This window comes from Micromonospora sp. NPDC050495, assembly GCF_040655175.1.
GTDB lineage: Bacteria > Actinomycetota > Actinomycetes > Mycobacteriales > Micromonosporaceae > Micromonospora.
Window position 1 is genome coordinate 38770 of record NZ_JBFAJK010000038.1, and the last position, 26293, is coordinate 65062.

Sequence of the window (26293 nt, forward strand, 5' to 3'; positions counted from 1 at the left end):
GGCGTACAGTTAAGTCGTCCGGACAGAGCGTGTCCGCGCCTTCTGGCAGCCCCCCGGGAGTGGACCGGCCGACGTGGAGATGATCTACGGCGTTCGGGAACTTGACGAGAGAGGGGGGTGCGGCCCAATATATAGGTGTCGCCAGTCGCGCCCAGCCATGCCCGGATTTCGCCGGGATGGCAGCCGCGAACACCATGGGCGCGCGTTGGCCGGCCATTCCGGCAGCGCATATCAAGGAGTCAGCATGGCGAAGGCCCTCTACGGCCACGTAGGTGCAGCGCCCGACCGGCGCCTGCTCGACGAGGTCACCCGACTGCGTGCCAGGGTTCAGGCACTGGAGTTCGAGATCACGCGTCTGCGTGCCGACAACGATCGGCTCGCGGCGGCGGCAGCGGAGGCGGATGACCTCCTCCGACTGGCCGAGCCGGCGCTGACCTGATCTCCGAACGTCGGAAAAACTGAATAGCACCACTGCGAAAACGCGCGCCGACACCCAGTGCCGGCGCGCAGCTTTGTGCCCGGCTTTTTGTTTTGTGAGCTGTCCTCCGCGATCCCACGGATGCCCTGGAATTGCGCCCCGGTAATTATGATCATGCAGTTTCCGGCGGCCACCCCACCGGCCGGCGGGAATCCGGACACTCCCGGCGCGGGGTGGGTCGCGTAACGAGGTGTCCCCGACCACGGGTTAGTCTGCGGGTTCACCAGGTCCGCGCAGCCGGCGACGGTTCGGCGGCCACCGGACGAGGATCGAGAAGGTGCATCTCAAGAGCCTGACGGTGAGGGGCTTCAAGTCCTTCGCCTCCGCCACGACGTTGAAGCTGGAGCCCGGGATCACCTGCGTGGTGGGCCCGAACGGCTCCGGCAAGTCCAACGTCGTCGACGCGATCGCCTGGGTGCTCGGCGAGCAGGGCGCCAAGGCGCTGCGCGGCGGCAAGATGGAGGACGTCATCTTCGCCGGCACCGCCGGGCGGGCGCCGCTGGGCCGGGCCGAGGTCACCCTCACCATCGACAACACCGACGGCGCGCTGCCGATCGAGTACACCGAGGTCTCCATCACCCGCCGGATGTTCCGCTCCGGCGAGAGCGAGTACGAGATCAACGGTGACTCCTGCCGGCTGCTGGACATCCAGGAGCTGCTCTCGGACTCCGGCATCGGCCGGGAGATGCACATCATCGTCGGGCAGGGCCGCCTCGACGGCATGCTGCACGCCAAGCCGGAGGACCGGCGGGCGTTCATCGAGGAGGCGGCCGGCGTCCTCAAGCACCGCAAGCGCAAGGAGAAGGCGCTGCGGAAGCTCGACGCGATGCAGACCAACCTCAACCGGCTCACCGACCTCACCGCGGAGCTGCGCCGGCAGCTCAAGCCGCTGGGCCGGCAGGCCGAGGTGGCCCGCCGCGCCGCCGCCATCCAGGCCAACCTGCGCGACGCCCGGCTGCGGCTGCTCGCCGACGACCTGCACACGCTGCGTACCACCCTGGACAAGGAGATCGCCGACGAGACGGCGCTGCGCGAGCGGCGCGAGCAGATCGAGGCGGAACACGGCGAGGTGCAGGGCCGCCTCGGCGAGCTGGAGGCCGCCCTCGCCGAGGACGCGCCGCTGCTCGCCGCCGCGCAGGACACCTGGTACAAGCTCTCCGCGGTGCAGGAGCGGTTCCGCTCGATCGAGCAGCTCGCCCGGGAACGGCTGCGCCACCTCAGCGCCAGCGGGGACGACGAGCGCCCCGGCCGCGACCCGGAGCAGCTCGAGGCCGAGTCCCAGCGGGTCCGCGAGCAGGAGGAGGAGCTGCGCGCGGCGCTCACCGAGGACCAGATCCGGCTGGCCGAGGCGGTCGAGCACCGCCAGGAGCTGGAACGGCAGCTCGCCGCGGCCGAGCGGGAACTGGTCGCCGCCGCCAAGGCCATCGCCGACCGGCGGGAAGGGCTGGCCCGGCTGACCGGGCAGGTCAACTCGGCCCGGGCCCGGACCACCAGCGCCGGTGAGGAGATCGAGCGGCTCGCCGCCGCGCACACCGACGCGCTGGGCCGGGCCGAGCGGGCGCAGGCCGACCTGGACGCGGTCGCCGAGCAGTCCACCGAGGCGGACCGGGACAACGCCGACCTGGACGCCCGGCACGCCGAGGCCGTCGCCGTACACGAGCAGGCGCAGGCCGCCGTCCGCAGCCTCTCTGACGCCGAGCGGGCCGCCGAGAAGGACGCGGCCACCTGGAAGGCCCGCGAGGAGGCACTCGCGCTCGGCCTGCGCCGCAAGGACGGCGCCGGGGCCCTGCTGGCGAAGGCCGACCAGGTCCCCGGCCTGCTGGGCAGCCTCGCCGGGCTGCTCACCGTCGCGCCCGGCCACGAGCCGGCGCTGGCCGCGGCGCTCGGCGGGCTCGCCGACGCGGTCGCGGTCACCGGGGTCGACGAGGCCGTCGAGGCGATGCGGCTGCTCAAGATCTCTGACGCCGGCCGGGCCGGGCTGCTCGTCGGCAGCCCTGCCGGGCCCGGTATGGCGGGTCCGGCCGACGCGCTGCGCCCGAAGCTGCCCGACGGCGCACAGTGGGCGCCGGACCTGGTGGAGTGCGCCGCGGAGATCCGCCCGGCGGTGCACCGGGCGCTGCGCGACGTGGTGCTGGTGCCCGACCTGGCCGCCGCGGCCGAGCTGGTCGCCGGCAACCCGGAGCTGCGCGCGGTGACCCCGGACGGCGACGTGGTCGGCGCGTACGCGGCGGCCGGCGGGTCGGCCAAGGCACCCAGCTTCATCGAGGTGCAGGCGGCCGTCGAGGAGGCCCGGGCGAACCGGGCCGCCGCCGAGCGGAGCAGCACGGAGCTGCGCGAGCAGCTCATCGAGGCGCGCGCCGAGGTGGCGGTCGCGAAGGAGGCCGTGCAGCACGCCGCCGCCGCCAAACGGGAGGCGGAGAGCCACCGCAACGCCGCCGCCCGCCGGCTCGCCGAGCTGGGCGCGGCCGCCCGGTCGGCCAAGGCGGAGACCGACCGGCTCGGCGAGTCCCGGGCCCGCGCCGAGGCAGCCCGGGAACGCGACCTGCAGGCCCTCGCCGAACTGGAGGAGCGGCTGCGACTGGCCGAGGCCACCCCGCTCGACGCCGAGCCGTCCACCGAGGAACGCGACCAGCTCGCCGCCATGGTGCCGCAGGCCCGGCAGAACGAGATGGAGGTCCGGCTCGCGGTGCGTACCGCCGAGGAGCGGGTCTCCTCGATCGCCGGCCGGGCCGACTCGCTGGCCCGGCAGGCGAACGCCGAGCGGGCCGCGCGGGAGCGCGCGGCCGCCCGGCGCGCCGCCCGCACCCGGGGCGCGGAGATCGCCCGGGCGGTGGTCGGCGGCGCCCGCGAGGCGCTGGCCCGGCTCACCGTCTCCCTGGCCCGGGCTGAGGAGCACCGGGACGCCGTGGCCCGCGAGCGCGCCGCCCGCGAGGCCGAGCTCTCCGAGGTACGCGGCGCGGCCAAGCGGCTCGGCGCCGAACTGGAGCGGCTGACCAGCCAGGTGCACCGGGACGAGGTGGCCCGCGCCGAGCAGCGGCTGCGCATCGAGCAGTTGGAGGCCAAGGCCGCCGAGGACTTCGGCCTGGACGTGGAGACGCTGGTCGCCGAGTACGGCCCGGACCAGCTCGTCCCGCCCACCCAGGCCGAGCTGGCGCTGGCGGAGAAGGAGGGCGCGCCGGTGCCCGAGCCGGTCCGCTACGAGCGGCCGGTGCAGGAGAAGCGGGCCGCCAAGGCGGAGCGGGAGCTGGCCCTGCTGGGCAAGGTCAACCCGCTGGCGCTGGAGGAGTTCGCCGCGCTGGAGGAGCGCTTCAAGTTCCTCTCCGAGCAGCTGGAGGACCTCAAGGCCACCCGCCGGGACCTGCTCACCGTGGTCAAGGACGTGGACGACCGGATCCTGGAGGTCTTCGCCAGCGCGTTCGCCGACACCGCCCGCGAGTTCGAGCAGGTCTTCACGGTGCTCTTCCCGGGCGGCGAGGGGCGGCTGGTGCTCACCGACCCGGAGGACCTGCTCACCACCGGAGTCGAGGTCGAGGCCCGGCCGCCGGGCAAGAAGATCAAGCGGCTGTCGCTGCTCTCCGGCGGCGAGCGGTCGCTGACCGCGGTGGCCATGTTGGTGGCGATCTTCCGCGCCCGGCCCAGCCCGTTCTACATCATGGACGAGGTGGAGGCGGCCCTCGACGACGTCAACCTGGGGCGCCTGATCACGCTGCTGGCACAGCTACGGGAGAAGAGCCAGCTCATCGTGATCACGCACCAGAAGCGGACCATGGAGATCGCCGACGCGCTCTACGGGGTGACCATGCGCAGCGGCGTGACCCAGGTGATCAGCCAGCGGCTCAACCGGGCCGGGAACGACGGGCAGGAGAACGACGAGTGAGTCGGGAACGCGCGACGGCGCTCCTAATCGACTTCGATGGCGTGCTGCGGCGCTGGGACCCGACGGTGGCGGCCGGGGTCGAGCGGGAGTACGGCCTGACCGAGGGGATCCTCGGTGAGATCGCCATGTCCTGGGGGCTGCTCCAGCCGGTGCTCACCGGCAAGGTCAGCCACGACCAGTGGATGGCGAGCGTGGCCGACGCGCTGACCCCGACGCTCGGCGACCCCGAGCGGGCCCGGGCGGCGGTCCAGCGGTGGCAGCGCTACCGCGGCGAGGTCGACCCGGAGGTGCTGGCGTTCATCCGCGAGGTGCGGGCGGACGGCGTACGGGTCGGGCTGGGCACCAACGCCACCGACATGCTCGACGCCGACCTGGCCGCGCTGGGCCTCACCGACGAGCTGGACGTGGTGGTCAACTCCTCGACCATCGGGGTGCACAAGCCGGCGAAGGAGTACTTCCAGGCGGCCTGCGTGGCGCTGGAGACCCCACCGGCGCGGGTGCTCTTCGTCGACGACCAGGACCGCGCCGTGGCGGGCGCCCGGGTGGCCGGGCTCTCCGCGCACCGCTGGGGCGGCCCGGGCGACCTGCGCTATCTGCGGGCGGCGCTGGTGTCGGCCTGAGGCCGGGCTCGCCGGTTGCGGCAGAACGGGGTGTCCCGTCCGAGGATGACCATGATCTGCCGCAACCGGGGTGGATCAGGGGCCCTCAGGAGCCGGTGACGCCGTCGATCCGCTCGCGGATCAGGTCGGCGTGGCCGTTGTGCCGGGCGTACTCCTCGATCATGTGGACGTAGACCCAGCGGAGGCTGATCTCGTTGGTGCTCCCGTCGCGGCGGGGCCGCCGGAAGGTGTGCTCGAGCGGCAGGCCGGCGGCCGCCCGGTCGGCCGCGGCGACCTCGGCCCGGTAGGTGGCGAAGGTCTCCTCGGGGTCGGCGTCCGCGACCGCGTTCAGATCGGCGTCGGGGTCCTCGTCGTCGTCGTACAGGCCGGGGATGTCCTCGCCGGCGGACCGGATCCGGAACCACCACCGCTCGACGTCGGCCATGTGCCGGACCAGGCCGAGCAGGGTCAGCCCGGACGGGGGCACGCTGGCGGTCCGCAGTTGCTCGGCGGTCAGGCCGGCGCACTTGAGCAGCAGGGTGTCGCGGTGGTTGTCGAGCCAGCCTTGCAGCATGGTGCGCTCGTCGGCGACGAACGGCTCGTGACGGCGGTCGATCTCGGGTGCTCTCCAGGTCATCCCGGGATGTTAGGAGGAGCCCCCGGTGTCACGCGAGGCGTTAACCGGGGGCCCTCCGTGCGCTCAGCGCAGCACGACGCGCTCAGGGCAGCACGACGCGCTCAGGGCACCACGACGACGGGCCAGCGGCCGGTGCGGACCAGCCGGGTGGCCACCGAGCCGACCAGCCGGTGGCCGGCCTGCTCGGACGAGCCGACCACCACGAGGTCGGCCCGGTGCTCGTCGGCGGCCCGGGCCAGCTCCGCGTAGGCGTCGCCGCGCCGGCACAGGAAGGTCACCGGCAGGCCCAGCTCCTCGGCGCCGCGCCGGCACTCCTCGCGCAGCTCGGCGGCCAGTTCGTCCTGGGTCTGCTGGACCGCCCCGGCCACCACCCCGGAGATGATCGCGGTGTACGGCGGGGGCGAGCTGACGAAGACGACCACCAGGGCGGCGCCCTGCCGGCGGGCCAGCCCGGCCGCGTACGCGGCGGCGCGCAGCGAGGTGCGGCTGCCGTCGACGCCGACCAGCACCACCCGGGGCCCGTCCGTGCCGCGCTCGAACGGCAGCAGCCGGGCCTCCGGGCCGTACCTCTCGCGCTCGGGTGCGTTCATCGGGTCAGCCCCGCGCGCCCGTGGGGAGCACCGGGGCGTCGGTGGACGCCCGCTCGACCTCGGTGGCGACCGGGTCGCCGTTGTGCCGGCGCAGCGGCACCTCCTTGATGAACAGCACCGCGATCAGGGCGATCAGCCCGAACGGGGCGGCGGCCAGGAAGATGTCCCCGGCGCCGTGCCCGTACGCGGCCTCGACGACCGCGCGGATCGGGGCGGGCAGGGTGTGCACGTTCGGCAGGGTACCGCCGCTGCCCGAGCTGGACGCCGGGATGCCGAGACCGGCCAGCCCGTCCGCCAGGTAGTCCTTGACCTTGTGGCCGAGGATCGCGCCGAGCGCGCTGACGCCGATCGCGCCGCCGAGGCTGCGGAAGAACGCCACCACCGAGCTGGCCGCGCCGAGCTCGTGCGGGCCGACGGTGTTCTGCACGGCGAGGACCAGGTTCTGCATGGTCATGCCCAGGCCGAGGCCGATCAGCGCCATGAACACGGCGAGCCGCCAGTACGGCGTGTCCGCGCGCATCGTGCCCATCAGCGCGAAGCCGACGGTGAGCAGGGCCGAACCGGCGACCAGGTAGCGCTTCCAGCGGCCGGTGTTGCTGATGATCCGGCCGACCACGGTCGAGGCGACCAGCAGGCCGCCGATCATCGGCAGGGTCATCAGGCCGGACATGGTGGGGCTCTCGCCGCGGCTGATCTGGAAGTACTGGCCCAGGAAGACCGAGGCGCCGAACATGCCCACGCCGACCGCGATGCTGGCGACCACGGCGAGGGTGATGGTGCGGTTGCGGAACAGGCGCGGCGGGATCATCGGCTCGCTGGCCCGGCTCTCCACCCGGAGGGCGAGCGCGCCGAGCAGCACCGCGCCGACCACCAGGACGCCGCTCTGCCAGGACAGCCAGGCGTACCGGTCGCCGGCCAGGGTGACCCAGATCAGCAGCATCGAGACGGCCGCGGTGATCAGGGTGGCGCCCCACCAGTCGATCTTCACGGCCCGCTTGACCACGGGCAGGTGCAGGGTCTTCTGGAGCACGATCAGGGCGAGGACGGCGAACGGCACGCCCACGTAGAAGCACCAGCGCCAGCCGAGCCAGTCGGTGTCGACGATGACGCCACCGATCAGCGGGCCGCCGATGGTGCCCACGGCCATCACGGCGCCGAGGTAGCCGCTGTACCGGCCGCGCTCGCGCGGGGCGATCATCGTCGCCATGATCACCTGGGCCAGCGCGGTGAGGCCGCCCGCGCCGACGCCCTGCACCACGCGGCAGGCGATCAGCTCGCCGGTGGAATGGGCCTGTCCGGCCAGCACCGAGCCCAGCACGAAGACCACCAGAGCGAGCTGGACCAGGATCTTCTTGCTGGTCAGGTCCGCGAGCTTGCCCCAGATCGGGGTGGTGGCGGTGGTCGCCAGCAGCGTCGAGGTGACCACCCAGGTGTACGCCGACTGGCCGCCGTGCAGGTCGGTGATGATCCGCGGCAGCGCGTTGGAGACGACCGTGGAGGAGAGGATCGCGACGAACATGCCCAGCAGCAGGCCGGAGAGGGCCTCCAGGATCTGCCGGTGGGACATGCCGACGGCGGTCGCCCGGGTGGGCGCTGTCGCCTGCGTCATCGTGGATTGCCTCCGGAGAGAAAGACGGCGAAAGGTTGACTCGGGCAACCGTATGGCTTGGTTGCCTCAAGCAACAACCGCGCGTGGCGAACGTCTTATTCCGGCGCTGAGCTGCTCAGAAGGTCTCGTTGAACCGGTGCATCAGCCGGGCGAAGTCCTCGACGTCCCGTTCCGGCCAGGATTCCAGCGAACGGCGGATCTGTCCGAGTCGGGCCGACCGGGCCGCGTCGAACCGCCGGGTGCCCTCCTCGGTGAGGCTGAGCTGGGCCGCCCGCCGGTCGGTCGGGTCCGGGTCGCGGCGCACCAGACCCAGCGACTCCAGGCCGTTGATCTGCCGGCTCAGCGTGCCCTTGCCGATGCCGAGCCGGACGGCCAGGTCGGTCAGCCGGATCGAACCCGACCGGCGCAGCCAGAGCAGCAGGCCGTACGCGTTCGGCTCCAGGTTCGGGTGGACCTCCCGGGCGATCTCCCAGGACAGCGCCCGCCCACGGCGCAACAGCGCGGTCAGCTCGTGCTCCACCGCGCGCAGCGTCTCGGGCCGGTGCTCCTCCACGCCGCAGAGCGTACTCAGCCCTCCGCGAGTCGCTGCCGCGCCACCGTGCGCAGGTCCCCTTCGCTGGTGGTGCCCTCGATCAGCACGTCGGCCGTCCGGCCCCGGTGGGTCAGCGTGGCCACCGCGTTGCCGAAGTACGGGCCGGCCAGCTTCTTCCAGCGCACGCTCGGCTTGCGTACCCCGGCCGAGCGGGCCAGGGCCCGGGTGGCGGCGGCCGGACCCGGGTTCCAGCCCAGCCGCATCAGCGGACGCATCGCGGCCGGCACCTGGTTGTGGATCGGCGAGCAGGTGAGCTGGTGCACCGGGGTGCGTACGCCCCGGTCGGCGAAGCGGGCCCGGGCCACGTACGAGTGGTGCACGTCGCCGGAGAGCACGCTGATCGACGCCGGCGCCGGGTACGCCGGCCCGGCGCCCACCCGCGCCCCCGGCCGGGCGGCCCGGCCGCTGCCCAGCCGGGCGAAGAGTTCGCCGAGGGCGTCGAAGGAACGCCGGAACGACGCCCAGTGCTCCAGGTCCCACCCCCGGCGCAGCCGCTCGGCGACCCGCGCCACCCAGGGGCGGCCGGAGTCGGCCAGCTTCTCGTTCCACGCCTCCACGTGGTGGATGCCGGGCGGCAGCAGCCAGGGCAGCGAGGCGCCGACCACGAGGTGGTCGTAGACGCCGTGCGCCCGGTCCAGGAACCAGGACCACTCGCCCGCCGGCAGCATCGCCCGGTTGCCCGTCTCCAGCACCCGGCTGGACCGGTTGTCCAGCATCACCAGCCGGGTCCGGCCCAGGTCGACGGCGTAGCTCCACTGGTACTGCACGGCCCGCCAGCGCTCGGTGTCGTGCGCGACGTCGGCCTCGGTGTCGACCCGCTCGCCGAACTCGTGCAGCACGCCCGTGGCGTCCTCGGCGGCGGTCACCTTGGCGTAGACCGGGTCGGCGGCGACCTCGTCCGGGGACAGGTTGCCCAGGTGCTGGTAGACCCAGTAGGAGGCGAGGCCGCTGCGGATCCGCTCCGCCCACCACGGCTGCCGGCGCATGTCCGCCCGCCACGAGGCCGAGGTGTTCCAGTCGTCGATCACCTCGTGGTCGTCGAAGATCATCACGCTGGGCACGGTGGAGAGCAGCCAGCGGATCTCCGGGTCGCGCCAGGACTCCAGGTAGAGCTTCGTGTACTCGTCGAAGCTGACCACCTGGGTCGCCGGGGCGTCCTTCGGCCGGCGCCGGCGCCGGCGGAGCAGCTTGCGCACGGTCGGCGAGGTGACGTCGGCGTAGACCTGGTCGCCGAGGAGCACCAGCAGGTCGGGCCAGCTGGCCGGGTCCGGGTCGGCCATCATCCGCCGGGCGTACGCGTCGAGCGCGTCCGGCGGCAGCCGGCGGGCGGTCGAGTGCTGGGTGGTCTCCCGGCACGAACCGAACAGCAGCCGGACCGGCTGCTCCCGGTCGTCCGCCGCGCGGGTCCGGATCACGCTGGCCGGGAAGCCGCTCTCCGGCACCGGCCAGGCGAGCTCGTCGTCGATCAGCACCTCATAGCTGGTGGTGCTCTCCGGGGTCAGCCCCTCCACCACCACGAGCGCGTAGTGGTGGTCGTACGCCGTGAAGGTCGGTGCGCTGCCCCGGGCCCCGTCGGCTGTGCGGACCGTCACCACGGCGGGCCCGCTGGTCTCCACCCAGACGGTCGCCCGCGTGCCGACGACCCGGCGCAGGAGCGGGCCGATGAGCAGGCGGGAGCTGGGCACGACGCACCTCCGACAAGATCGTTTGAACCTTTCCCTACCCGGCCGGCGGTTGCGGTACGCCTTCCAGCGGCGAGCGTACCCGCAGCTCCCTCGCGTACGGCGGCGGTGATTGGGACGCCGTCGCCGGCATCTGACAGGATTTCGGGCATGACGGAATACCTCCTCGTCGCCCTCGCCCTGCTCGTGGCGCTGATCGTCGGTGGCCTCAGCCTCGTGGTGCCCCGGCTGCGCCGGCGCCCGGAGCCGCCGCTGCCGAGGACGGAGGTCGACACCCGGGCCGAGGAGGACCTGGCCGGTCCGCCGGTGACGGCCCCGGAGTCGGACCTCGCCACCGGAGTGCTGGTCGAGCCGCCGCCGGTGGTCGAGGCGCCGCCGCCCACCATCGAGGTCCCCGAGCCCACCGCCGGCCGGCTGGTCCGGCTGCGCTCCCGGCTGTCCCGCTCGCAGAGCGTCTTCGGCAAGGGCCTGCTCGGCCTGCTCAGCCGCGACCACCTGGACGAGGACACCTGGGAGGAGATCGAGGACAGCCTGATCACCGCGGACGTCGGCATCGACTCGACCCGGGAGATCGTCGACCGGCTCCGCGAGCGGACCCGGGTGCTCGGCACCCGGTCCGGCGGCGAGCTGCGCGCCCTGCTCGCCGCCGAGCTGGTCAACGCCCTCGACCCCACCCTGGACCGGTCGCTGCGGACCGCCCCGAAGGAGGGCGTGCCGGCGGTCGTGCTGGTCGTCGGGGTCAACGGCGCCGGCAAGACCACCACCTGCGGCAAGATCGCCCGGGTGCTCATCGCCGACGGCCGGACCGTGCTGCTCGGCGCCGCCGACACCTTCCGGGCCGCCGCCGCCGACCAGCTGGAGACCTGGGGCGGCCGGGTCGGCGCGGAGACCGTCCGCGGCCCGGAGGCCGCCGACCCGGCCAGCGTCGCCTTCGACGCGGTCAAGCGGGGCATCGACACCGGGGTCGACACCGTGCTCGTCGACACCGCCGGTCGGCTGCAGAACAAGATCGGCCTGATGGACGAGCTCGGCAAGGTCAAGCGGGTGGTGGAGAAGCACGGCCCGATCGACGAGACCCTGCTCGTGCTCGACGCCACCACCGGCCAGAACGGCCTGGAACAGGCCCGGGTCTTCACCGAGGTGGTCAACGTGACCGGCGTGGTGCTGACCAAGCTCGACGGGACCGCCAAGGGCGGCATCGTGATCGCCGTGCAGCGCAAGCTCGGCATCCCGGTCAAGCTGGTCGGCCTCGGCGAGGGCCCGGACGACCTGGCCCCGTTCGACCCCGCGCAGTTCGTCGACGCGCTGCTCGGCACCGAGCCGCTCGCCCGGGACGCGTAGCCTCGACGTGACGACTGACGATCGCGCCTACGCGGGGTGGCGCGACCCCAGCCACCCGTCGCCGCGCCTCGGGAGACCGTACGTGACTTCGCAGGAGATCCCGCTGCACGGCGGGAACGTGAGCACCGTGGTCCGGGTGGGCGACACGGTCCGGCGCAACGCCGGCCCCTGGACGCCCTCCGTGCACGCCCTGCTGCGCCACCTGGAGTACGTGGGCTTCACCGGCGCCCCCCGCGCGCTCGGCATGGACGAGCGGAACCGGGAGGTCCTGTCGTACCTGGAGGGGGAGTGCGGGGAGTACCCGTTGGCCCCGCACTGGGTCACCGACGAGGCCCTGGTCACCGTGGCGACCATGCTGCGGATGTTCCACGACGCCCAGTACGGCTTCACCCCGCCGCCCGGCGCGGTGTGGCGCTCGTTCGGCCCGCCCCCGCCGGACACCGAGGTGATCTGCCACCACGACGCCGCCCCGCACAACGTGATCTGGCGGCCGGACGGCACGCTCGGCCTGATCGACTTCGACCTGGCCTCGCCCGGCGCCCGGATCTACGACGTGGCGTACGCGGCCTGGACCTGGGTGCCGATCTTCTCCGACCGGGACTCCATCACGCTCGGCTGGAAGCACCCGGACCGGCCGCGCCGGCTGCGGCTCTTCGCCGACGCGTACGGGCTGATCCCGCGCGACCGGCACCGGCTGATCCGGACCATCCGCAAGCGCATCGTCGACCACGTCGAGGGGATCCGGCGGATGGCCGCGGCCGGTGAGCCGGCCTTCGTCCGGATCGTGCACAAGGGCCACCTGCGCCGGCCGATGCGCGACCTGCGACTGCTCGACTACGAGCGCAACGCCCTGGAGTACGCGCTGCGCTGAGCGCCCCCGGGTCACGCCGGTGGCCGCCTCCGGGGCGGAGGCGGCCACCGCGTCCGTCGGCGCCGGGCATGATCGACGTTCTTCACACGCCGGAAACAACCCGTCACGCGTCGGAAATCGAGCGGTGTCGGTGCAGGAAACAGCCGCCGACAAAGCTTCCGCGCAACCGGCTGACGGGCGATGCTGCCAGGACTCAGTCGGAGGGAGGAATTCCGACACCGAGAGGAGGCAGCGTGGAGATCGATACCGGGAACACTGCCTGGCTGCTTGTTTCGACTGCGCTCGTACTGCTCATGACGCCCGGCCTCGCGCTGTTCTACGGCGGACTGAACCGGTCCAAGGGCGCCCTGAACATGATGATGATGAGCTTCTCGTCCATCGGGCTCGTCAGCATCCTGTGGCTTTTCTACGGCTTCACCGTCGCCTTCGGCGAGGGCGGCAAGTTCATCGGTGACCTGGGCCAGTACCTCGGCACCAAGACGTTCGTCGGCGAGAGCGACCTGTGGGGCGAGACCGGTATCCCGCTCTACGTCTTCATCGCCTTCCAGATGATGTTCGCGGTCATCACCGTGGCCCTGATCAGCGGCGCCCTCTCCGACCGGACGAAGTTCGCCGGCTGGCTGCTGTTCGCGTTCGGCTGGGCCACCCTGGTCTACTTCCCGGTCGCGCACATGGTCTGGGGCGGCGGCCTGATCGGCGGCGACATCGGCGCGCTGGACTTCGCCGGTGGCACCGCGGTGCACATCAACGCCGGTGCGGCCGCGCTGGCCCTGGTGCTGGTGCTCGGCAAGCGGGTCGGCTGGCCCCGGGAGAGCGCCAAGCCGCACAACGTCCCGCTGGTCGCGCTCGGCGCCGGGCTGCTCTGGTTCGGCTGGTTCGGCTTCAACGCCGGCTCCGAGCTGACCGCCGACGGGGTCACCGCGCTGGCCTTCGTCAACACCCAGGTCGCCACCGCCGCCGCGCTGCTCGGCTGGATCGTGGTGGAGTGGCTGCGCGACGGCCGGCCGACGCTGGTGGGCGCCTCCTCCGGCGCCGTGGCCGGGCTGGTCGCGATCACCCCGGCGTGCGCGTTCATCACCCCCGCCGCGGCGGTGCTGCTGGGTCTCGTCGCCGGCGCGGTCTGCGCCCTGGCGGTCGGCCTGAAGTACCGGCTCGGCTACGACGACTCGCTGGACGTGGTCGGCGTGCACTTCGTCGGCGGCTGGATCGGCTGCCTCTGGATCGGCCTGTTCGGCACCGCCTCGGTCAGCTCGCTGGTGGCCAGCGACGGCCTGCTGGTCGGCGGCGACGCCACGCTCCTCGGCAAGCAGGCGTTGGGCGCGCTGATCGTGACGGTCTACTCCTTCGTGATCGCGTACGCGCTCGGCTTCGTGATCGACAAGACGATCGGGTTCCGGATCGCCCCCGAGGCGGAGATCGAGGGCATCGACGTGGCCGAGCACGCGGAGAGCGCGTACGACCTGTCGCCCACCACGGGCAGCAGCGCCGGCGGCGCGTTCGCGATGGCCGGGCTGGGCGGCACCAAGCCGGCCGCGCCGGCCAGCACCGAGGCGGACGAGCCCGCCGAGCCGGTCAGCGAGAAGGTCGCCGGTTAACGTTCCTGGGATGGAGGGGTTGGACATGAAGCTGGTGACCGCGGTCATCAAGCCGTACCAGCTGGACGCGGTGAAGGAGGCCCTGCACGCCCTCGGCGTGGCCGGCCTGACCGTCAGCGAGGTCCAGGGCTACGGCCGACAGAAGGGGCACACCGAGGTCTACCGGGGTGCCGAGTACACGGTCGAGTTCCTGCCCAAGATCCGGGTCGAGGTGCTCACCGACGAGATGGACGTCGACAAGATCGTCGACGCCATCGTGGGCGCCGCCCGGACCGGCAAGATCGGCGACGGCAAGGTCTGGGTGACCGGGGTCGAGGAGGTCGTCCGGGTGCGTACCGGCGAGCGCGGCCTCGACGCCCTCTGAGAGCCGGACCAGCCGACGTGACCTCGTTGACCACGGCCACCGACCCCACCGGGGCCGGCGACCCCGTGGTCAACGAGGTCGCCGGCGTTCCCGGGGGGATCGGCGCCGGCGCCCGGGCCCGGCGGGCCGACGCCCTGGACGCCTGGCTGCGCGCGTTCTTCCCGGACCGGCCCGGGATCGCCCTGGTCGCCGTCGGCGGGCTCGGGCGCCGGCAGTGCGCCCCCTACGGCGACCTCGACCTGGTGCTGCTGCACGCCGGGGTGCCCGGCACCGACGAGCTGGCCGCCTCGCTCTGGTATCCGATCTGGGACGCCGGGCTGCGGCTGGACCACTCGGTGCGGACCGTCGCCGAGGCGCTGTCGGTCGCCCAGGACGACGTCAAGGTGGCCCTCGGCCTCCTCGACGCCCGCCACCTGGCCGGCGACCCGGCCCTGGCCGACCAGCTCATCCACACCGCCGCCGACCACTGGCGGCGCACCGCCGTACGGCAACTGCCACGGCTGCGGGAGATCACCGCGGTCCGCTGGGAGAGCCACGGCGAACTGGCCTTCCTCCTGGAGGGCGACCTCAAGGAGGCCGCCGGCGGGCTGCGCGACGTCGGGATCCTGCGGGCCATCGCCACCGCCGGCGTCACCGACGCGCTGCGCCCCGCCGTGCACGCCGCCCACCGGCGGCTGCTGGACACCCGCGACGCGCTGCACCAGCAGGCCGGCCGCCGGGTCGACCGGCTGGTCGCCCAGGAACGCGACGGGGTGGCCGCGCTGCTCGGCCTGCGCGCCTCCGCCGCCAGCGGCGACCTCGGCGACGGCGACGCGCTGCTGCGCCGCGTCGCCGGCGACGCCCGGACCGTCAGCCACGCGCTCGACGACGCCTGGCGGGCCGCCGACCGGCTCCGCTCCGGCCGCCACCGCGGCGCCCCGGGCCGGGCGGTACGCCGACCGGTCGCCCGGGACGTCGTCGAACACGACGGTGAGCTGGTGCTCGCCCGCACCGCCATCGGCGCGCGCCCGGACCCCAGCCTGTCGCTGCGGGTCGCCGCCGCGGCGGCCAGCACCCGGCTGCCCATCGCCCGGGCCACCTGCGAGTGGCTGGCCGCGTACTGCCCGCCGCTGCCCGCGCCCTGGCCGCCGGCCGCCCGCGCCGCGCTGATCACCCTGCTCGGTGCCGGCGCCGGCCTGGTGCCCGCCTGGGAGACCTGCGACCGGTATGGGCTGATCGACGGCTGGCTGCCCGAGTGGACCCGGCTGCGCAGCCTGCCCCAGCACAACCCGGTGCACCGGTTCACCCTGGACCGGCACCTGGTGCAGACCGCGTACGAGGCGAGCCGGCACACCCGCGAGGTGGACCGGCCGGACCTGCTGCTGCTCGGCGCGTTCCTGCACGACATCGGCAAGGGCGTGCCGGCCGGGGAGGCCGACGGGGCCCCCGCCGACCACAGCACCGTCGGCGCGCCGCTGGCCGAGGCGGTGGCCACCCGGATCGGGCTCCCGGCCGGCGAGGCGGCGCTGATCGCGAAGCTGGTCCGGCTGCACCTGCTGCTGCCGGACGTGGCCACCCGGCGGGACCTGTCCGACCCGAAGACCGTCGCCGGGGTCGCCGAGCGGGTCGGCGACTCCAGCACGCTGGACCTGCTGCACGCGCTGACCCGGGCCGACGCCGCCGCCACCGGGCCGGCCGCCTGGTCGGACTGGAAGGGCCGGCTCGTCGCCGAACTGGTGGCCCGGGTGCGTACCGCCCTGGACACCGGGGAGGTGCCCGCGCCGCCGGACCCCGACCCGGCCCTGGTCGCCGGGCCGCTGCCGGTCGTACACCTGGGGGAGGACCGGGTGTCGGTGGCCGCGGCGGACCGGCGCGGCCTGCTCGCGACGGTGGCCGGCTGCCTGGCCCTGCACCGGCTGGAGGTGATCTCCGCGGACGCCGCCACGGTCGGCGGCCGGGCCCTGGTGCAGTGCCGGGTGCAGCCCCGCTACGGCCTGGCGCCCAACCCGATCGCGCTCAGCGCCGACCTGCGCCGGGCGGTCAGCGGGGACGTCTCGGTCATCCAGCGGCTGCGCGGCCGGGCCCTGGCCGGGCGGGGGCAGGGCGCCGCACCCCGGGTGGTCTGGCACCGCGAGGCGGCCACCGACGCCGTCCTGCTGGAGCTGCGCGCCGCCGACGCGGCCGGGCTGCTCTACCGGGTCACCTGCGCCCTCGACGAGGCCGGCGCGCAGGTCCGGGCGGCCCGGATCTCCACCCTCGGCGGCGACGTGGTGGACGCCTTCTACCTGGTCGGCGGCTGGCCGGCCGACGCCGACCGCGCCCGCATCGAGGCGGCCGTGCTGGCCGTGGTCTGAGGAGGACGCCCCTGCCGACGCCTCCGGTCGGCCGGCGACGCCTGCTTGGCGCGGCCCGACCCCGGGCCGGCCTACGCCCGGTGACGTAGCGGCGGAGTCGTCGCCGGGGCGACGTGCCGGCGGCCGCGCGGCGGCAGGCTCGGGGCATGAACCTGCCAGTGCAGACCGAAGGGCTCACGAAACGGTACGGCGGCCTGACCGCCGTGCGGGACCTCGACCTCACCGTCCGGGCCGGCGAGGTGTACGGCTTCCTCGGCCCCAACGGCGCCGGTAAGACCACCACCCTGCGGATGCTGCTCGGACTGGTCCGGCCCAGCGCCGGCACGGTCCGGCTGCTCGGCCGGTCGCCCGGCGCCGGTCGGCTCACCGGCGTCGGGGCGCTGATCGAGGGGCCGGCCTTCTACCCGTACCTCTCCGGGCGGGACAACCTCGGCGTGCTGGCCCGGTACGCCGGGGTCGGCGCCGACCGGGTGGCGCTCGTGCTCGACCTGGTCGACCTCACCGACCGCGCCGGCGACCGGTACGCCGGCTACTCGTTGGGCATGAAGCAGCGCCTCGGCGTCGCCGCGGCGCTGCTCAAGGATCCGCGCCTGCTGATCCTCGACGAGCCGACCAACGGCCTCGACCCGGCCGGCATGGCGGACATGCGCCGGCTGCTCCGCCGGCTCGGGGCGAGCGGATGCACCGTGCTCGTCTCCAGCCACCTGCTCGGCGAGGTCGAGCAGGTCTGCGACCGGGTCGGGGTGATCTCCCAGGGCCGGCTGATCGCCGAGGGCACCGTCGCCGAGCTGCGCGGCGCGGCGGGGCTGCGGGTGCTCGCCGACCCGCTGGACGAGGCGGCCGCCCGGCTCCGCTCGCTGGTCGGGGCCGACCGGGTCCGGGTGGTGGACGGCGGGCTGGAGCTGTCGGTCGAGCCGGACCGGGCGGCCTGGCTCAACACCGAGCTGGTCGGCGCCGGGCTGGCGGTACGCGAGCTGCGTCCCCGGGAACGCGATCTGGAGCAGGTCTTCTTCGACCTCATCGAGAAGGGAACGGCCGATGTCGGGTAGCTTCCGCGCCGAGCTGGTCAAGCTGGTCCGCCGGCCGGCCAACTGGCTGCTGCTGGCCATCACGCTGGCGCTCTCGTTGATCTTCACCTACCTGTTCCCGTACGCCAGCATCGCCGGTGGCACCGACGGCCCGAACACGGACCGGAGCCTGCCCGCGCTGCTCCCCGACCACCTGGTCGGGAACTCGCTCGGCGGGCTGCCCGTCTTCCTCGGCGCGATCCTGCTGATCCTCGGCGTGCTCACCGTCGGCGGCGAGTACGGCTGGGGCACCTGGAAGACCGTGCTGTCCCAAGGCCCCACCCGGCTGGAGGTGTACGCCGGCAAGCTGCTCGCGCTCTCCGCCGCGGCGCTCGCCGTGGTGCTCGCCGTGTTCGCGGTCGGGGCCGGGGCCAGCCTCGCCATCGCCTCCGCCGAGGCGCAACCGCTGCACTGGCCCACGGTCGGTGAACTGCTCACCGGACTCGGCGCGGGCTGGCTCATCGCGACCATGTGGGCCATGCTCGGTGCCGTGCTCGCCGTCGCGCTGCGCGCGGTCGCGCTGCCGGTCGGGCTGGGACTGGTGTGGCTGCTCGCGGTGCAGAATCTGCTCTCCGCGATCGCCGCGCCGCTGCTCGACTGGGTGGCGCAGGCGCAGAAAGGGCTGCCCGGCCCGAACGCCGGGGCGCTGGCCGCGGCGCTCGGCGCGCCCGGGGACACCCCCGGCGTCGCGGCGACCGTCGGCGGCGGGCAGGCGGCGCTCGTGGTCGCGGCGTACCTGATCGCGTTCGCGGCGGTCGGCGGGGCGCTGTTGCGCCGCCGGGACATCGGCTGAGGCCAGGGAGGAGGGACGGCGTGGACCGGGACCGGTTCGGGTGGCGCGGGGTCGCCTTCGACGCCGCCCTCACCCTGGCCCTGCTCGCGATCGGGCTGGTCGGCACCGGGCCGGCCGGCGCCAACGAGGGAGTGGACACCGGCCGGGCGACCTATCCGCTGGTCGTGGTGGCCGCGCTGGCGCTGGGCGTACGCCGGCGCTGGCCGCTGGTCACGCTGGCCGCGGTCACCGCGGCGACCACGGCGTACCTGATCTTCGGCTACCCGTACGGCCCGATCCTGCTCTCGTTCGTCGTGGCGGTCTACACCGTCGTGGCGTACCGGCCGGCCCGGGCGGCGGCGGTGGCCTGCGGCGTCGCCCTGGCCGTGCTGCTGGTGCACGTCTTCGTCGGTGTCCGGCCGCCGGGCCTGCTCGGCCTGATGCCCGCCGTGGCGTGGGTGGCGGTGCCGTTCGCGGTGGGGACGACGGTGCGGCTGATCCGGGAGAGCACGGCCCGCGACCGGGTGGACGAGGCGCGCCGGCTCGCCGACGCCGAGCGGCTGCGGGTCGCCCGGGAGGTGCATGACGTGGTGGGGCACGGCCTGGCCGCGATCCACCTGCAGGCCGAGATCGCGCTGCACCTGCTGGGCCGCAAGCCCGAGCAGGCCGAGGCGGCGCTGATCGCGATCAGCCGCACCAGCAAGGAGGCGCTCGACGAGCTGCGGGTCACCCTGACCGTGGTCCGGCGCGACGAGGCGGCCGACGAGCGGTCCCCGGCGCCGGGCCTGGCCCAGCTGCCACAGCTGCGGGAGCGGCTGGCCGGCGCCGGGGTGCCGGTGAGCGTCGAGGTCGAGGGGGAGCCGCGGCCGCTGCCGGTGGCGGTGGACCTGGCCGCGTACCGGGTGGTGCAGGAGGCGCTGACCAACGTGCTGCGGCACGCCGGCCCGGCCACCGCCGCCGTCCGGCTCCGCTACGCTCCCGCCGAGGTGGCCGTCGAGGTCACCGACACCGGGCGCGGCGCGGCCGCCGGTCCGCCCCGGCCGGGCGGCTACGGCCTGGCCGGCATGCGGGAGCGGGTCACCGCGCTGGGCGGGTCGTTCACCGCCGGGCCGGCGCCGGCCGGGGGTTTCCGGGTGCACGCCACCCTGCCCGTGGAGGAGGTTCGATGATCCGGGTGCTGATCGCCGACGACCAGGACCTGGTCCGGATCGGGCTGCGCGCCCTGCTGGAGAGCGAGGACGACCTCGCGGTGGCGGGAGAGGCGGCCGACGGGCTCGCCGCGGTCGAACTGGCCCGCCGGGAACGGCCCGACGTGGTGCTGATGGACGTCCGGATGCCGGGCGTGGACGGCATCGAGGCGACCCGGCGGATCGTCGCCGACCCGGACCTGACCGGCACCCGGGTGGTCGTGCTCACCACCTTCGAGCTGGACGAGTACGTCTTCGACGCGCTGCGGCACGGCGCCAGCGGCTTCCTCACCAAGGACACCGCCCCGGCGGACCTGCTCCGGGCGGTCCGGCTGGTCGCCGAGGGGGAGGCGCTGCTCTCCCCGTCGGTGACCCGGCGGGTGGTCCGGGAGTTCGCCAACCGGCCGGCCCGGGTACCCCGGCCGCACCCCCGGCTCGGTGCCCTCACCGACCGGGAACGGGAGGTGGTCGGGCTGGTCGGCGAGGGGCTGAGCAACGTCGAGATCGCCGAGCGGCTGGTGGTCAGCCCGGCCACGGCGCGTACCCACGTCAGCCGGGCCATGGTCAAGCTGGGCGCCCGGGACCGGGCGCAACTGGTGGTCTTCGCGTACCAGTCGGGGCTGGTCGCCTCGTGATCGTCTGGCTGAACGGCGCGTTCGGGGCCGGCAAGACCACGGTGGCCCGGGAGCTGTGCCGGGCGCTGCCCGCCGCCCGCCGCTTCGACCCGGAGTGGCTGGGGTACGCGCTGCGCCGTGCCCGTCCGGTGCCCGGCGGGGACTACCAGGACCTGGCCGCCTGGCGGCGCTGGACGGTCCGGCTCGCCGGGCTGGCGGCCCGGGGCGGCCGGCCGGTGGTTGTGCCGATGACGCTGCTGCGGGCCGACTACCGCAGCGAGATCCTCGGCGGCCTGCGGCGGCGCGGTACGCCGGTACGCCAGGTCGTGCTGCGGGTGCCCGAGCCGGTGCTCCGGGCCCGGATCGACGGGGACGATCGGGAGGCCGGCGCGCGCGACTGGCGGCACCGGCACGTGGCACGCGCGCTGGCCGAGCTGAGCGGTCTCGCCGACCGGGAGTCCGACACCGTCGAGGTCGACAACCACGGTCGCGGCCCGGCGGCGGTGGCCGCCGAGATCGTCGCCTCGCTCACCCGTGTCCCCTGACCCCGCCGCGGCGGCCGAGCGGCTGGGGGCGGGGGCCGGCCGGCCCGGAGCGCGGGTGCGGGCGGCGGGCTACCCTAGCGGTGGCTGGACCTCGTGCCCGGCCGCTCCGTGTGCCCGCCGAAAACGACAAACGGGATGTTCGCGTGTTTGACACCTTGAGTGACCGCCTCTCCGGCATCTTCACCAAGCTCCGCGGCAAGGGCCGGCTGACCGACGCCGACATCGACGCCACCGCGCGCGAGATCCGCTTGGCGCTGCTGGAGGCCGACGTCGCCCTGCCGGTGGTCAAGGGCTTCATCGCGAACGTCAAGGAGCGGGCGCGCAGCGCCGAGGTCTCCGAGGCGCTCAACCCGGCCCAGCAGATCGTCAAGATCGTCAACGAGGAGCTGATCAACGTCCTCGGTGGCGAGGGGCGGCGGCTCCAGTTCGCCAAGAACCCGCCGACCGTGATCATGCTGGCCGGTCTCCAGGGTTCCGGTAAGACCACCCTGGCCGGCAAGCTGGCCCGCTGGCTCAAGGCCCAGGGCCACCAGCCGCTGCTGGTCGCCGCCGACCTCCAGCGCCCCAACGCCGTCGGGCAGCTCCAGGTGCTCGGTGGCCGGGCCGGCGTCGAGGTGTACGCCCCGGAGCCCGGCAACGGCGTCGGCGACCCGGTGCAGGTCGCCCGCGACTCGATCGAGCACGCCCGGCGGGCCGCCCGGGACATCGTCATCGTCGACACCGCCGGCCGGCTGGGCATCGACGCCGAGATGATGCAGCAGGCCGCGAACATCCGCGACGCGGTCCAGCCCGACGAGGTCATCTTCGTCATCGACGCGATGGTCGGTCAGGACGCGGTCCGCACCGCCGAGGCGTTCCGCGACGGCGTCGGCATCACCGGCGTGGTCCTCGCCAAGCTCGACGGCGACGCCCGCGGTGGTGCCGCGCTGTCGGTCCGCGAGGTCACCGGTCAGCCGATCCTCTTCGCCTCCACCGGCGAGAAGCTGGAGGACTTCGACGTCTTCCACCCCGACCGGATGGCCAGCCGGATCCTCGGCATGGGCGACGTCCTCACGCTGATCGAGCAGGCCGAGGCGGCCTTCGACGCCGATCAGAAGGAGAAGATGACCGCCAAGCTGGTCGGCGGCGAGACCTTCACCCTGGAGGACTTCCTCGACCAGCTCATCGCCGTGCGGCGGATGGGCCCGATCGCCAACGTGCTGGCCATGATGCCGGGCATGGGGCAGATGAAGGACCAGCTCGCCGAGCTGGACGACAAGCACTTCGACCGGGTGACCGCGATCATCCGGTCGATGACCCCGACCGAGCGCACCAACCCGAAGATCATCAACGGCTCCCGCCGGGCCCGCATCGCCAACGGCTCCGGGGTCACCGTGATGGACGTCAACCAGCTGCTCAACCGCTTCGCCGACGCGCAGAAGATGATGAAGCAGATGGGCGGCATGATGGGCCTGCCCGGCGGTGGCCGGCGCAAGGCGACCAAGTCGCCGAAGAACAAGCGCAAGGGCACCAAGGGCGGCGGCCGGCCCCGGGTGGGCGCCGGCGGGATGCCGGGCGGCTTCCCGGGTGGCATGCCGCAGCTCCCGCCGGGCCTGGACCCGGGCGACCTGGCCGGCGGCCAGGGCCTCCCGCCGGGCTTCAAGCTCCCGAAGATCGACTTCAACAAGCTGGGCAAGGGCGGCGACAAGGGCCCCCGCTGACGTGGCGGTGACGGTGGGTGGCACCAGGAACTGTGTGTCGAGCTGCTGCTCGCGCTGCGCACCAACTGCCCGCCGGAGTTCCTGGTGAGCATCGACCTGTCCATGCGGGTCGACCGTCGCAACGAGCCGCGTCCGGACGTGGTGGTGATCCGGCGCAAGCACGCCGGCCGGTCCCCCGTCCCGATCGAGGACGCGCTGCTCGCGGTGGAGGTCGTGTCGCCGACGTCGCACTTCCGCGACCTGTACGACAAGGCGAAGGTCTACGCGCACGCCGGGGTCCGCTCCTACTGGGTGGTGGACCCGCAGCACGAGCGGATCGCGCTCACCGAGTACACGCTCGGCGGCACCGCCCGCGAGTACGAGCAACTGGCCCACACCGAGGACCTGTTCGTCACCGAGCGGCCCTGGAAGGTCCCGGTCGACCTGCCGGCGCTGACGGCGCGCCGCAACGACCTGCTCGCCGGCGAGGAGGACTGATCGGGTAGGACTGTGCACATGGCTCTGCATGTGCGCGGTGTGCTCCTGCCCGACGACGAGGTCCGGGATGTCTGGCTGGTCGGCGACCGGGTCACCTTCGAACCGGTGCCCGGCGCCGAGACGGTGGCCGACGGCGGGTTCGTGCTGCCCGGCCTGACCGACGCGCACTGCCACCTCGGCATCGCGCGTGGCGGCGCCCCGATCACCTCGCTCGACCAGGCCCGCGAGCTGGCCCGGATCGACCGGGACGCCGGGGTGCTGGCCGTCCGCGACGCCGGCTCGCCGTACCCGTACCCGGAACTCGACGACGACCCGGAACTGCCGCGCCTGGCCCGCGCCGGCCGGCACGTCGCCCCGCCCAAGCGCTACCTGCGCGACATCGGCATCGAGGTCGGCCCGGCGGAGGTGGCCGCGACGGTGACGGCGCAGGCCGCCGCCGGCAACGGCTGGGTCAAGCTGGTCGGCGACTGGATCGACCGGGGGGTGGGCGACCTCGCCCCGGCCTGGGACGCGGACACCATGACCGCCGCCGTGGCCGCCGCGCACGCCGCCGGGGCACGCGCCGCGGTGCACACCTTCAGCGAGGCGGCCGTCGAGATCATGGTGCGGGCCGGGGTGGACTCGGTGGAGCACGGCACCGGGTTGAGCCTCGACCTGATCGACCTGATGGCCCGGCAGGGCACCGCGCTGGTGCCCACGATGATCAACATTCAGACCTTCGGCGGCATCGCCGAGCAGGCCCGCGCCAAGTTCCCCGGGTACGCCGACCACATGCTCGCCCTGCGGGACCGCTTCCCCGAGGTGGTCCGGGCCGCCCACGAGGCGGGGGTGCCGATCTACGTGGGCACCGACGCGGGCGGGGGGATCGACCACGGGCTGGCCGCCGAGGAGATGCTGCTGCTGCACGAGCGGGCCGGCATGTCCGCCGAGGACGTGCTCGCCGCCGCCTCCTGGCGGGCCCGGCAGTGGTTGGGCTTCCCCGGCCTGGTCGAGGGGGGCCTGGCCGACCTCGTGGTCTATCCCGAGGACCCGCGCCGGGACCTGCGCGTCGTCCGTACCCCGTCCCGCGTCGTGCTGCGCGGCCGCGTCATCCGCTGACCCCGCCCGCCCCGCGCCGCCGGCACCGGACCGGCCGGCGGACCATGCGGGCCGCGGTCGACGGCCGCGGGTCGGCGTCAGCCGACCTGCACCTCGTAGTGGGCGTCGACCCGGAAGCCGTGGCCGTCGGTGCCGCCGAAGGCGACCGTGTGCGGCCCCGGGGCCAGCGGCGCCACCGTTGCCCACAGGCCCCAGCAGCTCACCTGCTCCGGTCGGGACGTGTCGGTCACGCCGTTGCCAGCCACCCCGCGCACCTCGAACGGCGTCGCCGTGCCGATCGTGGCCACCGGCACGGGCACCCCGTCGACCAGCGCGTATCCGCTGGCGCGGGACACCACCGGCAGCTCGCCCGGACGCGCCGGCCACTGCCACATGTTGAACGCGGGGAAGAACAGCGGGCGCCCGGCCGGGACAACGCAGCGCCGGCGCACCGTCTCGCCGTAGCTGCCGGCCAGGAACCAGACGTCCGCCGGCTGGTGGTGGCCGGCGTTCGCGCCGGTCGGGTCGCTCACCCGGTTCTGCCGGTCGTCGTGCGCCGCCACCCAGCGGACCCAGCGGGCCACCAGACCCTCCGGCGAGTGCGGCGGCCACGGCAGCGGGGCGGTCGGGGTGGGCCGGCCGAAGAAGGCAGCGAGGCGTGACATGGGCGCAGATGTTATCGACGCGCGCCCGATCGCATGGGCCCCGAGACGGCGGCATAGGATGTGCGGTCATGGCACGCGTGCTCACTCCCCGTGCGGAGGACTTTCCCCGCTGGTACCAGGACCTCATCGCCAAGGCGAAGCTGGCCGACAACGGCCCGGTCCGGGGGACCATGGTCATCCGACCGGCCGGCTACGCCATCTGGGAGCGGATGCAGGCCGAGATGGACACCCGGATCAAGGCGGCCGGCGCGGAGAACGCGTACTTCCCGCTCTTCATCCCGGAGAGCTACCTCAAGCGCGAGGCCGAGCACGTCGAGGGCTTCTCGCCGGAGCTGGCCGTGGTCACCCACGGCGGTGGCAAGCAGCTCGCCGAGCCGGTGGTGGTGCGCCCCACCAGCGAGACGGTGATCGGCGAGTTCATGGCCAAGTGGATCGACTCGTACCGGGACCTGCCGCTGCTGCTCAACCAGTGGGCCAACGTGGTCCGCTGGGAGCTGCGCCCCCGGATCTTCCTGCGCACCAGCGAGTTCCTCTGGCAGGAGGGGCACACCGCGCACGCGACCCGCTCCGACGCCCGGGCCTACGCCCGCCGGATCCTGCACGAGGCGTACGAGGACCTGATGGTCAACGTGCTCGGCATCCCGGTGGTGGTCGGCCTGAAGACCGCCCGCGAGCGCTTCGCCGGCGCCACCGCCACGTACACCTGCGAAGGCATGATGGGCGACGGCAAGGCGCTCCAGCTGGGCACCAGCCACGAGCTGGGCCAGAACTTCGCCAAGGCGTTCGACATCAGCTACTCCTCGGCCGAGGGCGGCCGGGAGCTGGCCTGGACCACCTCCTGGGGCACCTCGACCCGGATGCTCGGCGGTCTGATCATGTGCCACGGCGACGACAACGGCCTGCGGGTGCCGCCGAAGCTGGCGCCGATCCAGGCGTACGTGATGATCGTCAAGGACGGCGAGGGCGTCAGCGAGGCGGCGGCCAAGCTGCGCGACGCGCTGCGCGACGCCGGGGTGCGGGTGGCGCTCGACGACCGGACCGACACCGCGTTCGGCCGTCGCGCGGTCGACGCCGAGCTGCGCGGCTACCCGGTGCGCGTCGAGGTGGGTCCCCGTGACCTGGCCGCCGGCAACGCGGTGGTGGTGCGGCGTACGGACGGCTCGAAGGCCCCGACGCCGGTCGCCGACGTGGTCGGCGCGGTGCTGGCCGCGCTGGAGGCGGACCAGCGGGCGCTGCACGACCAGGCGCTGGAGTTCCGCCGGTCCCGCACCGTGGAGGTGGCGACGCTGGCCGAGGCGATCGAGGCGGCCGCCACCGGCTGGGCGAAGGTGCCGTGGTCGGCGGTCGGCGTCGCCGGTGAGGCCGAGGCGAACGGCCAGGGCGTCACCGTCCGGTGCCTGCTCCGGGCCGACGGCTCGGTGCCCGACTCGGAGGACGAGCCGGACCTGGTCGCCGTCCTGGCCCGCGCCTACTGAGGTGCAAGGAGGGGCCCCGCCGCGAGGGCGGCCGGGGCCCCGGTCGACAGCCCTAGACGAGTAAGTCCTAACTCAAGGCGGGGCTGCGGACGCAGCGAAGGGTGTTGATGATCCGTTTGTGACGACAGACATCAACACCCTTCTCA

Annotated in this window: 22 protein-coding genes and 1 pseudogene; 17 read left to right on the plus strand and 6 right to left on the minus strand. The window is 74.0% G+C overall.

The genetic code is table 11. The annotated features are described in order from the left end of the window. The first annotated feature begins 244 nt into the window (after positions 1 to 244). The 3 genes from AB0I11_RS26920 to AB0I11_RS26930 all read left to right on the plus strand — a co-directional run bounded on the left by AB0I11_RS26920 (position 245) and on the right by AB0I11_RS26930 (position 4975). Positions 245 to 439 carry a hypothetical protein gene (locus AB0I11_RS26920; RefSeq protein ID WP_007456482.1) on the plus strand — a complete coding sequence of 65 codons (195 nt, stop codon included), beginning with the start codon at positions 245 to 247 and terminating at the stop codon, positions 437 to 439. A 316-nt stretch (positions 440 to 755) separates the two neighbouring features. After that, positions 756 to 4355, plus strand: coding sequence for a chromosome segregation protein SMC (gene smc / locus AB0I11_RS26925; RefSeq protein ID WP_357326282.1), 3600 nt, complete (start codon positions 756 to 758; stop codon positions 4353 to 4355). Continuing rightward, positions 4352 to 4975 carry an HAD-IA family hydrolase gene (locus AB0I11_RS26930; RefSeq protein WP_357326284.1) on the plus strand — a complete coding sequence of 208 codons (624 nt, stop codon included), beginning with the start codon at positions 4352 to 4354 and terminating at the stop codon, positions 4973 to 4975. The genes smc and AB0I11_RS26930 overlap by 4 nt, the downstream gene beginning before the upstream one ends. A gap of 85 nt (positions 4976 to 5060) precedes the next feature. Here the strand turns inward: AB0I11_RS26930 and AB0I11_RS26935 are convergent, their stop codons facing one another. The 5 genes from AB0I11_RS26935 to AB0I11_RS26955 form a co-directional block, all read right to left on the minus strand. Then, positions 5061 to 5591, minus strand: a complete 531-nt coding sequence (locus tag AB0I11_RS26935) for a DinB family protein (protein ID WP_357326286.1) — start codon at positions 5589 to 5591, stop codon at positions 5061 to 5063. A gap of 101 nt (positions 5592 to 5692) precedes the next feature. After that, positions 5693 to 6181: a universal stress protein gene (locus tag AB0I11_RS26940; RefSeq protein ID WP_046569562.1), complete on the minus strand. Its 489-nt coding sequence runs from the start codon at positions 6179 to 6181 to the stop codon at positions 5693 to 5695. A gap of 4 nt (positions 6182 to 6185) precedes the next feature. Next, on the minus strand, positions 6186 to 7790 hold the full coding sequence (locus AB0I11_RS26945; protein WP_357326288.1) for an MDR family MFS transporter: 1605 nt from the start codon (positions 7788 to 7790) through the stop codon (positions 6186 to 6188). A gap of 115 nt (positions 7791 to 7905) precedes the next feature. Further along, entirely contained in the window at positions 7906 to 8343 is a 438-nt protein-coding gene (locus AB0I11_RS26950) for a MarR family transcriptional regulator (RefSeq protein WP_357326290.1), read from the minus strand. Between the two features lie 14 nt (positions 8344 to 8357). Then, a complete protein-coding gene (locus AB0I11_RS26955; RefSeq protein WP_357326292.1) occupies positions 8358 to 10067 on the minus strand; it encodes an alkaline phosphatase D family protein in 1710 nt (569 codons plus the stop codon). Positions 10068 to 10214: 147 nt separating this feature from the next. On the opposite strand from AB0I11_RS26955, the gene ftsY reads away from it, so the two are divergent. The 13 genes and pseudogenes from ftsY to AB0I11_RS27020 all read left to right on the plus strand — a co-directional run bounded on the left by ftsY (position 10215) and on the right by AB0I11_RS27020 (position 24028). Beyond that, positions 10215 to 11405 carry a signal recognition particle-docking protein FtsY gene (gene ftsY, locus AB0I11_RS26960; protein WP_357326295.1) on the plus strand — a complete coding sequence of 397 codons (1191 nt, stop codon included), beginning with the start codon at positions 10215 to 10217 and terminating at the stop codon, positions 11403 to 11405. A 7-nt stretch (positions 11406 to 11412) separates the two neighbouring features. Next, positions 11413 to 12276, plus strand: coding sequence for an aminoglycoside phosphotransferase family protein (locus AB0I11_RS26965; RefSeq protein WP_302767745.1), 864 nt, complete (start codon positions 11413 to 11415; stop codon positions 12274 to 12276). A 233-nt stretch (positions 12277 to 12509) separates the two neighbouring features. Then, positions 12510 to 13871 (plus strand): ammonium transporter, encoded by a 1362-nt coding sequence (locus tag AB0I11_RS26970; RefSeq protein ID WP_357326298.1) that lies wholly within the window; start codon positions 12510 to 12512, stop codon positions 13869 to 13871. Between the two features lie 25 nt (positions 13872 to 13896). Beyond that, a complete protein-coding gene (locus tag AB0I11_RS26975; RefSeq protein WP_013284578.1) occupies positions 13897 to 14235 on the plus strand; it encodes a P-II family nitrogen regulator in 339 nt (112 codons plus the stop codon). A 17-nt stretch (positions 14236 to 14252) separates the two neighbouring features. After that, on the plus strand, positions 14253 to 16568 hold the full coding sequence (locus tag AB0I11_RS26980; protein WP_357326301.1) for a [protein-PII] uridylyltransferase: 2316 nt from the start codon (positions 14253 to 14255) through the stop codon (positions 16566 to 16568). A gap of 146 nt (positions 16569 to 16714) precedes the next feature. Next, positions 16715 to 17617 (plus strand): ABC transporter ATP-binding protein, encoded by a 903-nt coding sequence (locus AB0I11_RS26985; protein ID WP_357326304.1) that lies wholly within the window; start codon positions 16715 to 16717, stop codon positions 17615 to 17617. Further along, positions 17607 to 18428, plus strand: a complete 822-nt coding sequence (locus tag AB0I11_RS26990) for an ABC transporter permease subunit (RefSeq protein WP_357326307.1) — start codon at positions 17607 to 17609, stop codon at positions 18426 to 18428. The genes AB0I11_RS26985 and AB0I11_RS26990 overlap by 11 nt, the downstream gene beginning before the upstream one ends. A gap of 20 nt (positions 18429 to 18448) precedes the next feature. Further along, on the plus strand, positions 18449 to 19576 hold the full coding sequence (locus AB0I11_RS26995) for a sensor histidine kinase (RefSeq protein ID WP_357326310.1): 1128 nt from the start codon (positions 18449 to 18451) through the stop codon (positions 19574 to 19576). Next, positions 19573 to 20229 carry a response regulator transcription factor gene (locus AB0I11_RS27000; RefSeq protein ID WP_357326314.1) on the plus strand — a complete coding sequence of 219 codons (657 nt, stop codon included), beginning with the start codon at positions 19573 to 19575 and terminating at the stop codon, positions 20227 to 20229. The genes AB0I11_RS26995 and AB0I11_RS27000 overlap by 4 nt, the downstream gene beginning before the upstream one ends. Then, entirely contained in the window at positions 20226 to 20753 is a 528-nt protein-coding gene (locus AB0I11_RS27005; RefSeq protein WP_357326317.1) for an ATP-binding protein, read from the plus strand. Before AB0I11_RS27000 ends, AB0I11_RS27005 begins: the two co-directional genes overlap by 4 nt. 143 nt (positions 20754 to 20896) lie before the next feature. Continuing rightward, positions 20897 to 22453, plus strand: coding sequence for a signal recognition particle protein (ffh, locus tag AB0I11_RS27010; RefSeq protein ID WP_357326320.1), 1557 nt, complete (start codon positions 20897 to 20899; stop codon positions 22451 to 22453). A 24-nt stretch (positions 22454 to 22477) separates the two neighbouring features. Then, positions 22478 to 22930, plus strand: a pseudogene (locus AB0I11_RS27015) (Uma2 family endonuclease); the annotation flags it as partial. An 18-nt stretch (positions 22931 to 22948) separates the two neighbouring features. Then, positions 22949 to 24028: an amidohydrolase family protein gene (locus AB0I11_RS27020; RefSeq protein WP_357326323.1), complete on the plus strand. Its 1080-nt coding sequence runs from the start codon at positions 22949 to 22951 to the stop codon at positions 24026 to 24028. Between the two features lie 77 nt (positions 24029 to 24105). Here the strand turns inward: AB0I11_RS27020 and AB0I11_RS27025 are convergent, their stop codons facing one another. Further along, positions 24106 to 24672 carry a hypothetical protein gene (locus tag AB0I11_RS27025; protein WP_357326326.1) on the minus strand — a complete coding sequence of 189 codons (567 nt, stop codon included), beginning with the start codon at positions 24670 to 24672 and terminating at the stop codon, positions 24106 to 24108. Between the two features lie 68 nt (positions 24673 to 24740). Between AB0I11_RS27025 and proS the strand changes: the two genes are divergently transcribed. Next, positions 24741 to 26147, plus strand: a complete 1407-nt coding sequence (proS, locus tag AB0I11_RS27030) for a proline--tRNA ligase (RefSeq protein ID WP_357326329.1) — start codon at positions 24741 to 24743, stop codon at positions 26145 to 26147. Positions 26148 to 26293: the final 146 nt, after the last annotated feature.

What these genes read in the sequence shown, in the direction of transcription:
- AB0I11_RS27025 (WP_357326326.1), bottom strand. Translation starts at nt 24,672, where the DNA reads ATGTCACGCCTCGCTGCCTTCTTCGGCCGGCCCACCCCGACCGCCCCG.
- AB0I11_RS27000 (WP_357326314.1), top strand. Translation starts at nt 19,573, where the DNA reads ATGATCCGGGTGCTGATCGCCGACGACCAGGACCTGGTCCGGATCGGG.
- AB0I11_RS26990 (WP_357326307.1), top strand. Translation starts at nt 17,607, where the DNA reads ATGTCGGGTAGCTTCCGCGCCGAGCTGGTCAAGCTGGTCCGCCGGCCG.
- proS (WP_357326329.1), top strand. Translation starts at nt 24,741, where the DNA reads ATGGCACGCGTGCTCACTCCCCGTGCGGAGGACTTTCCCCGCTGGTAC.
- AB0I11_RS27020 (WP_357326323.1), top strand. Translation starts at nt 22,949, where the DNA reads ATGGCTCTGCATGTGCGCGGTGTGCTCCTGCCCGACGACGAGGTCCGG.
- AB0I11_RS26940 (WP_046569562.1), bottom strand. Translation starts at nt 6,181, where the DNA reads ATGAACGCACCCGAGCGCGAGAGGTACGGCCCGGAGGCCCGGCTGCTG.
- ftsY (WP_357326295.1), top strand. Translation starts at nt 10,215, where the DNA reads ATGACGGAATACCTCCTCGTCGCCCTCGCCCTGCTCGTGGCGCTGATC.
- AB0I11_RS26920 (WP_007456482.1), top strand. Translation starts at nt 245, where the DNA reads ATGGCGAAGGCCCTCTACGGCCACGTAGGTGCAGCGCCCGACCGGCGC.
- AB0I11_RS26975 (WP_013284578.1), top strand. Translation starts at nt 13,897, where the DNA reads ATGAAGCTGGTGACCGCGGTCATCAAGCCGTACCAGCTGGACGCGGTG.
- AB0I11_RS26935 (WP_357326286.1), bottom strand. Translation starts at nt 5,591, where the DNA reads ATGACCTGGAGAGCACCCGAGATCGACCGCCGTCACGAGCCGTTCGTC.
- AB0I11_RS26945 (WP_357326288.1), bottom strand. Translation starts at nt 7,790, where the DNA reads ATGACGCAGGCGACAGCGCCCACCCGGGCGACCGCCGTCGGCATGTCC.
- AB0I11_RS26985 (WP_357326304.1), top strand. Translation starts at nt 16,715, where the DNA reads ATGAACCTGCCAGTGCAGACCGAAGGGCTCACGAAACGGTACGGCGGC.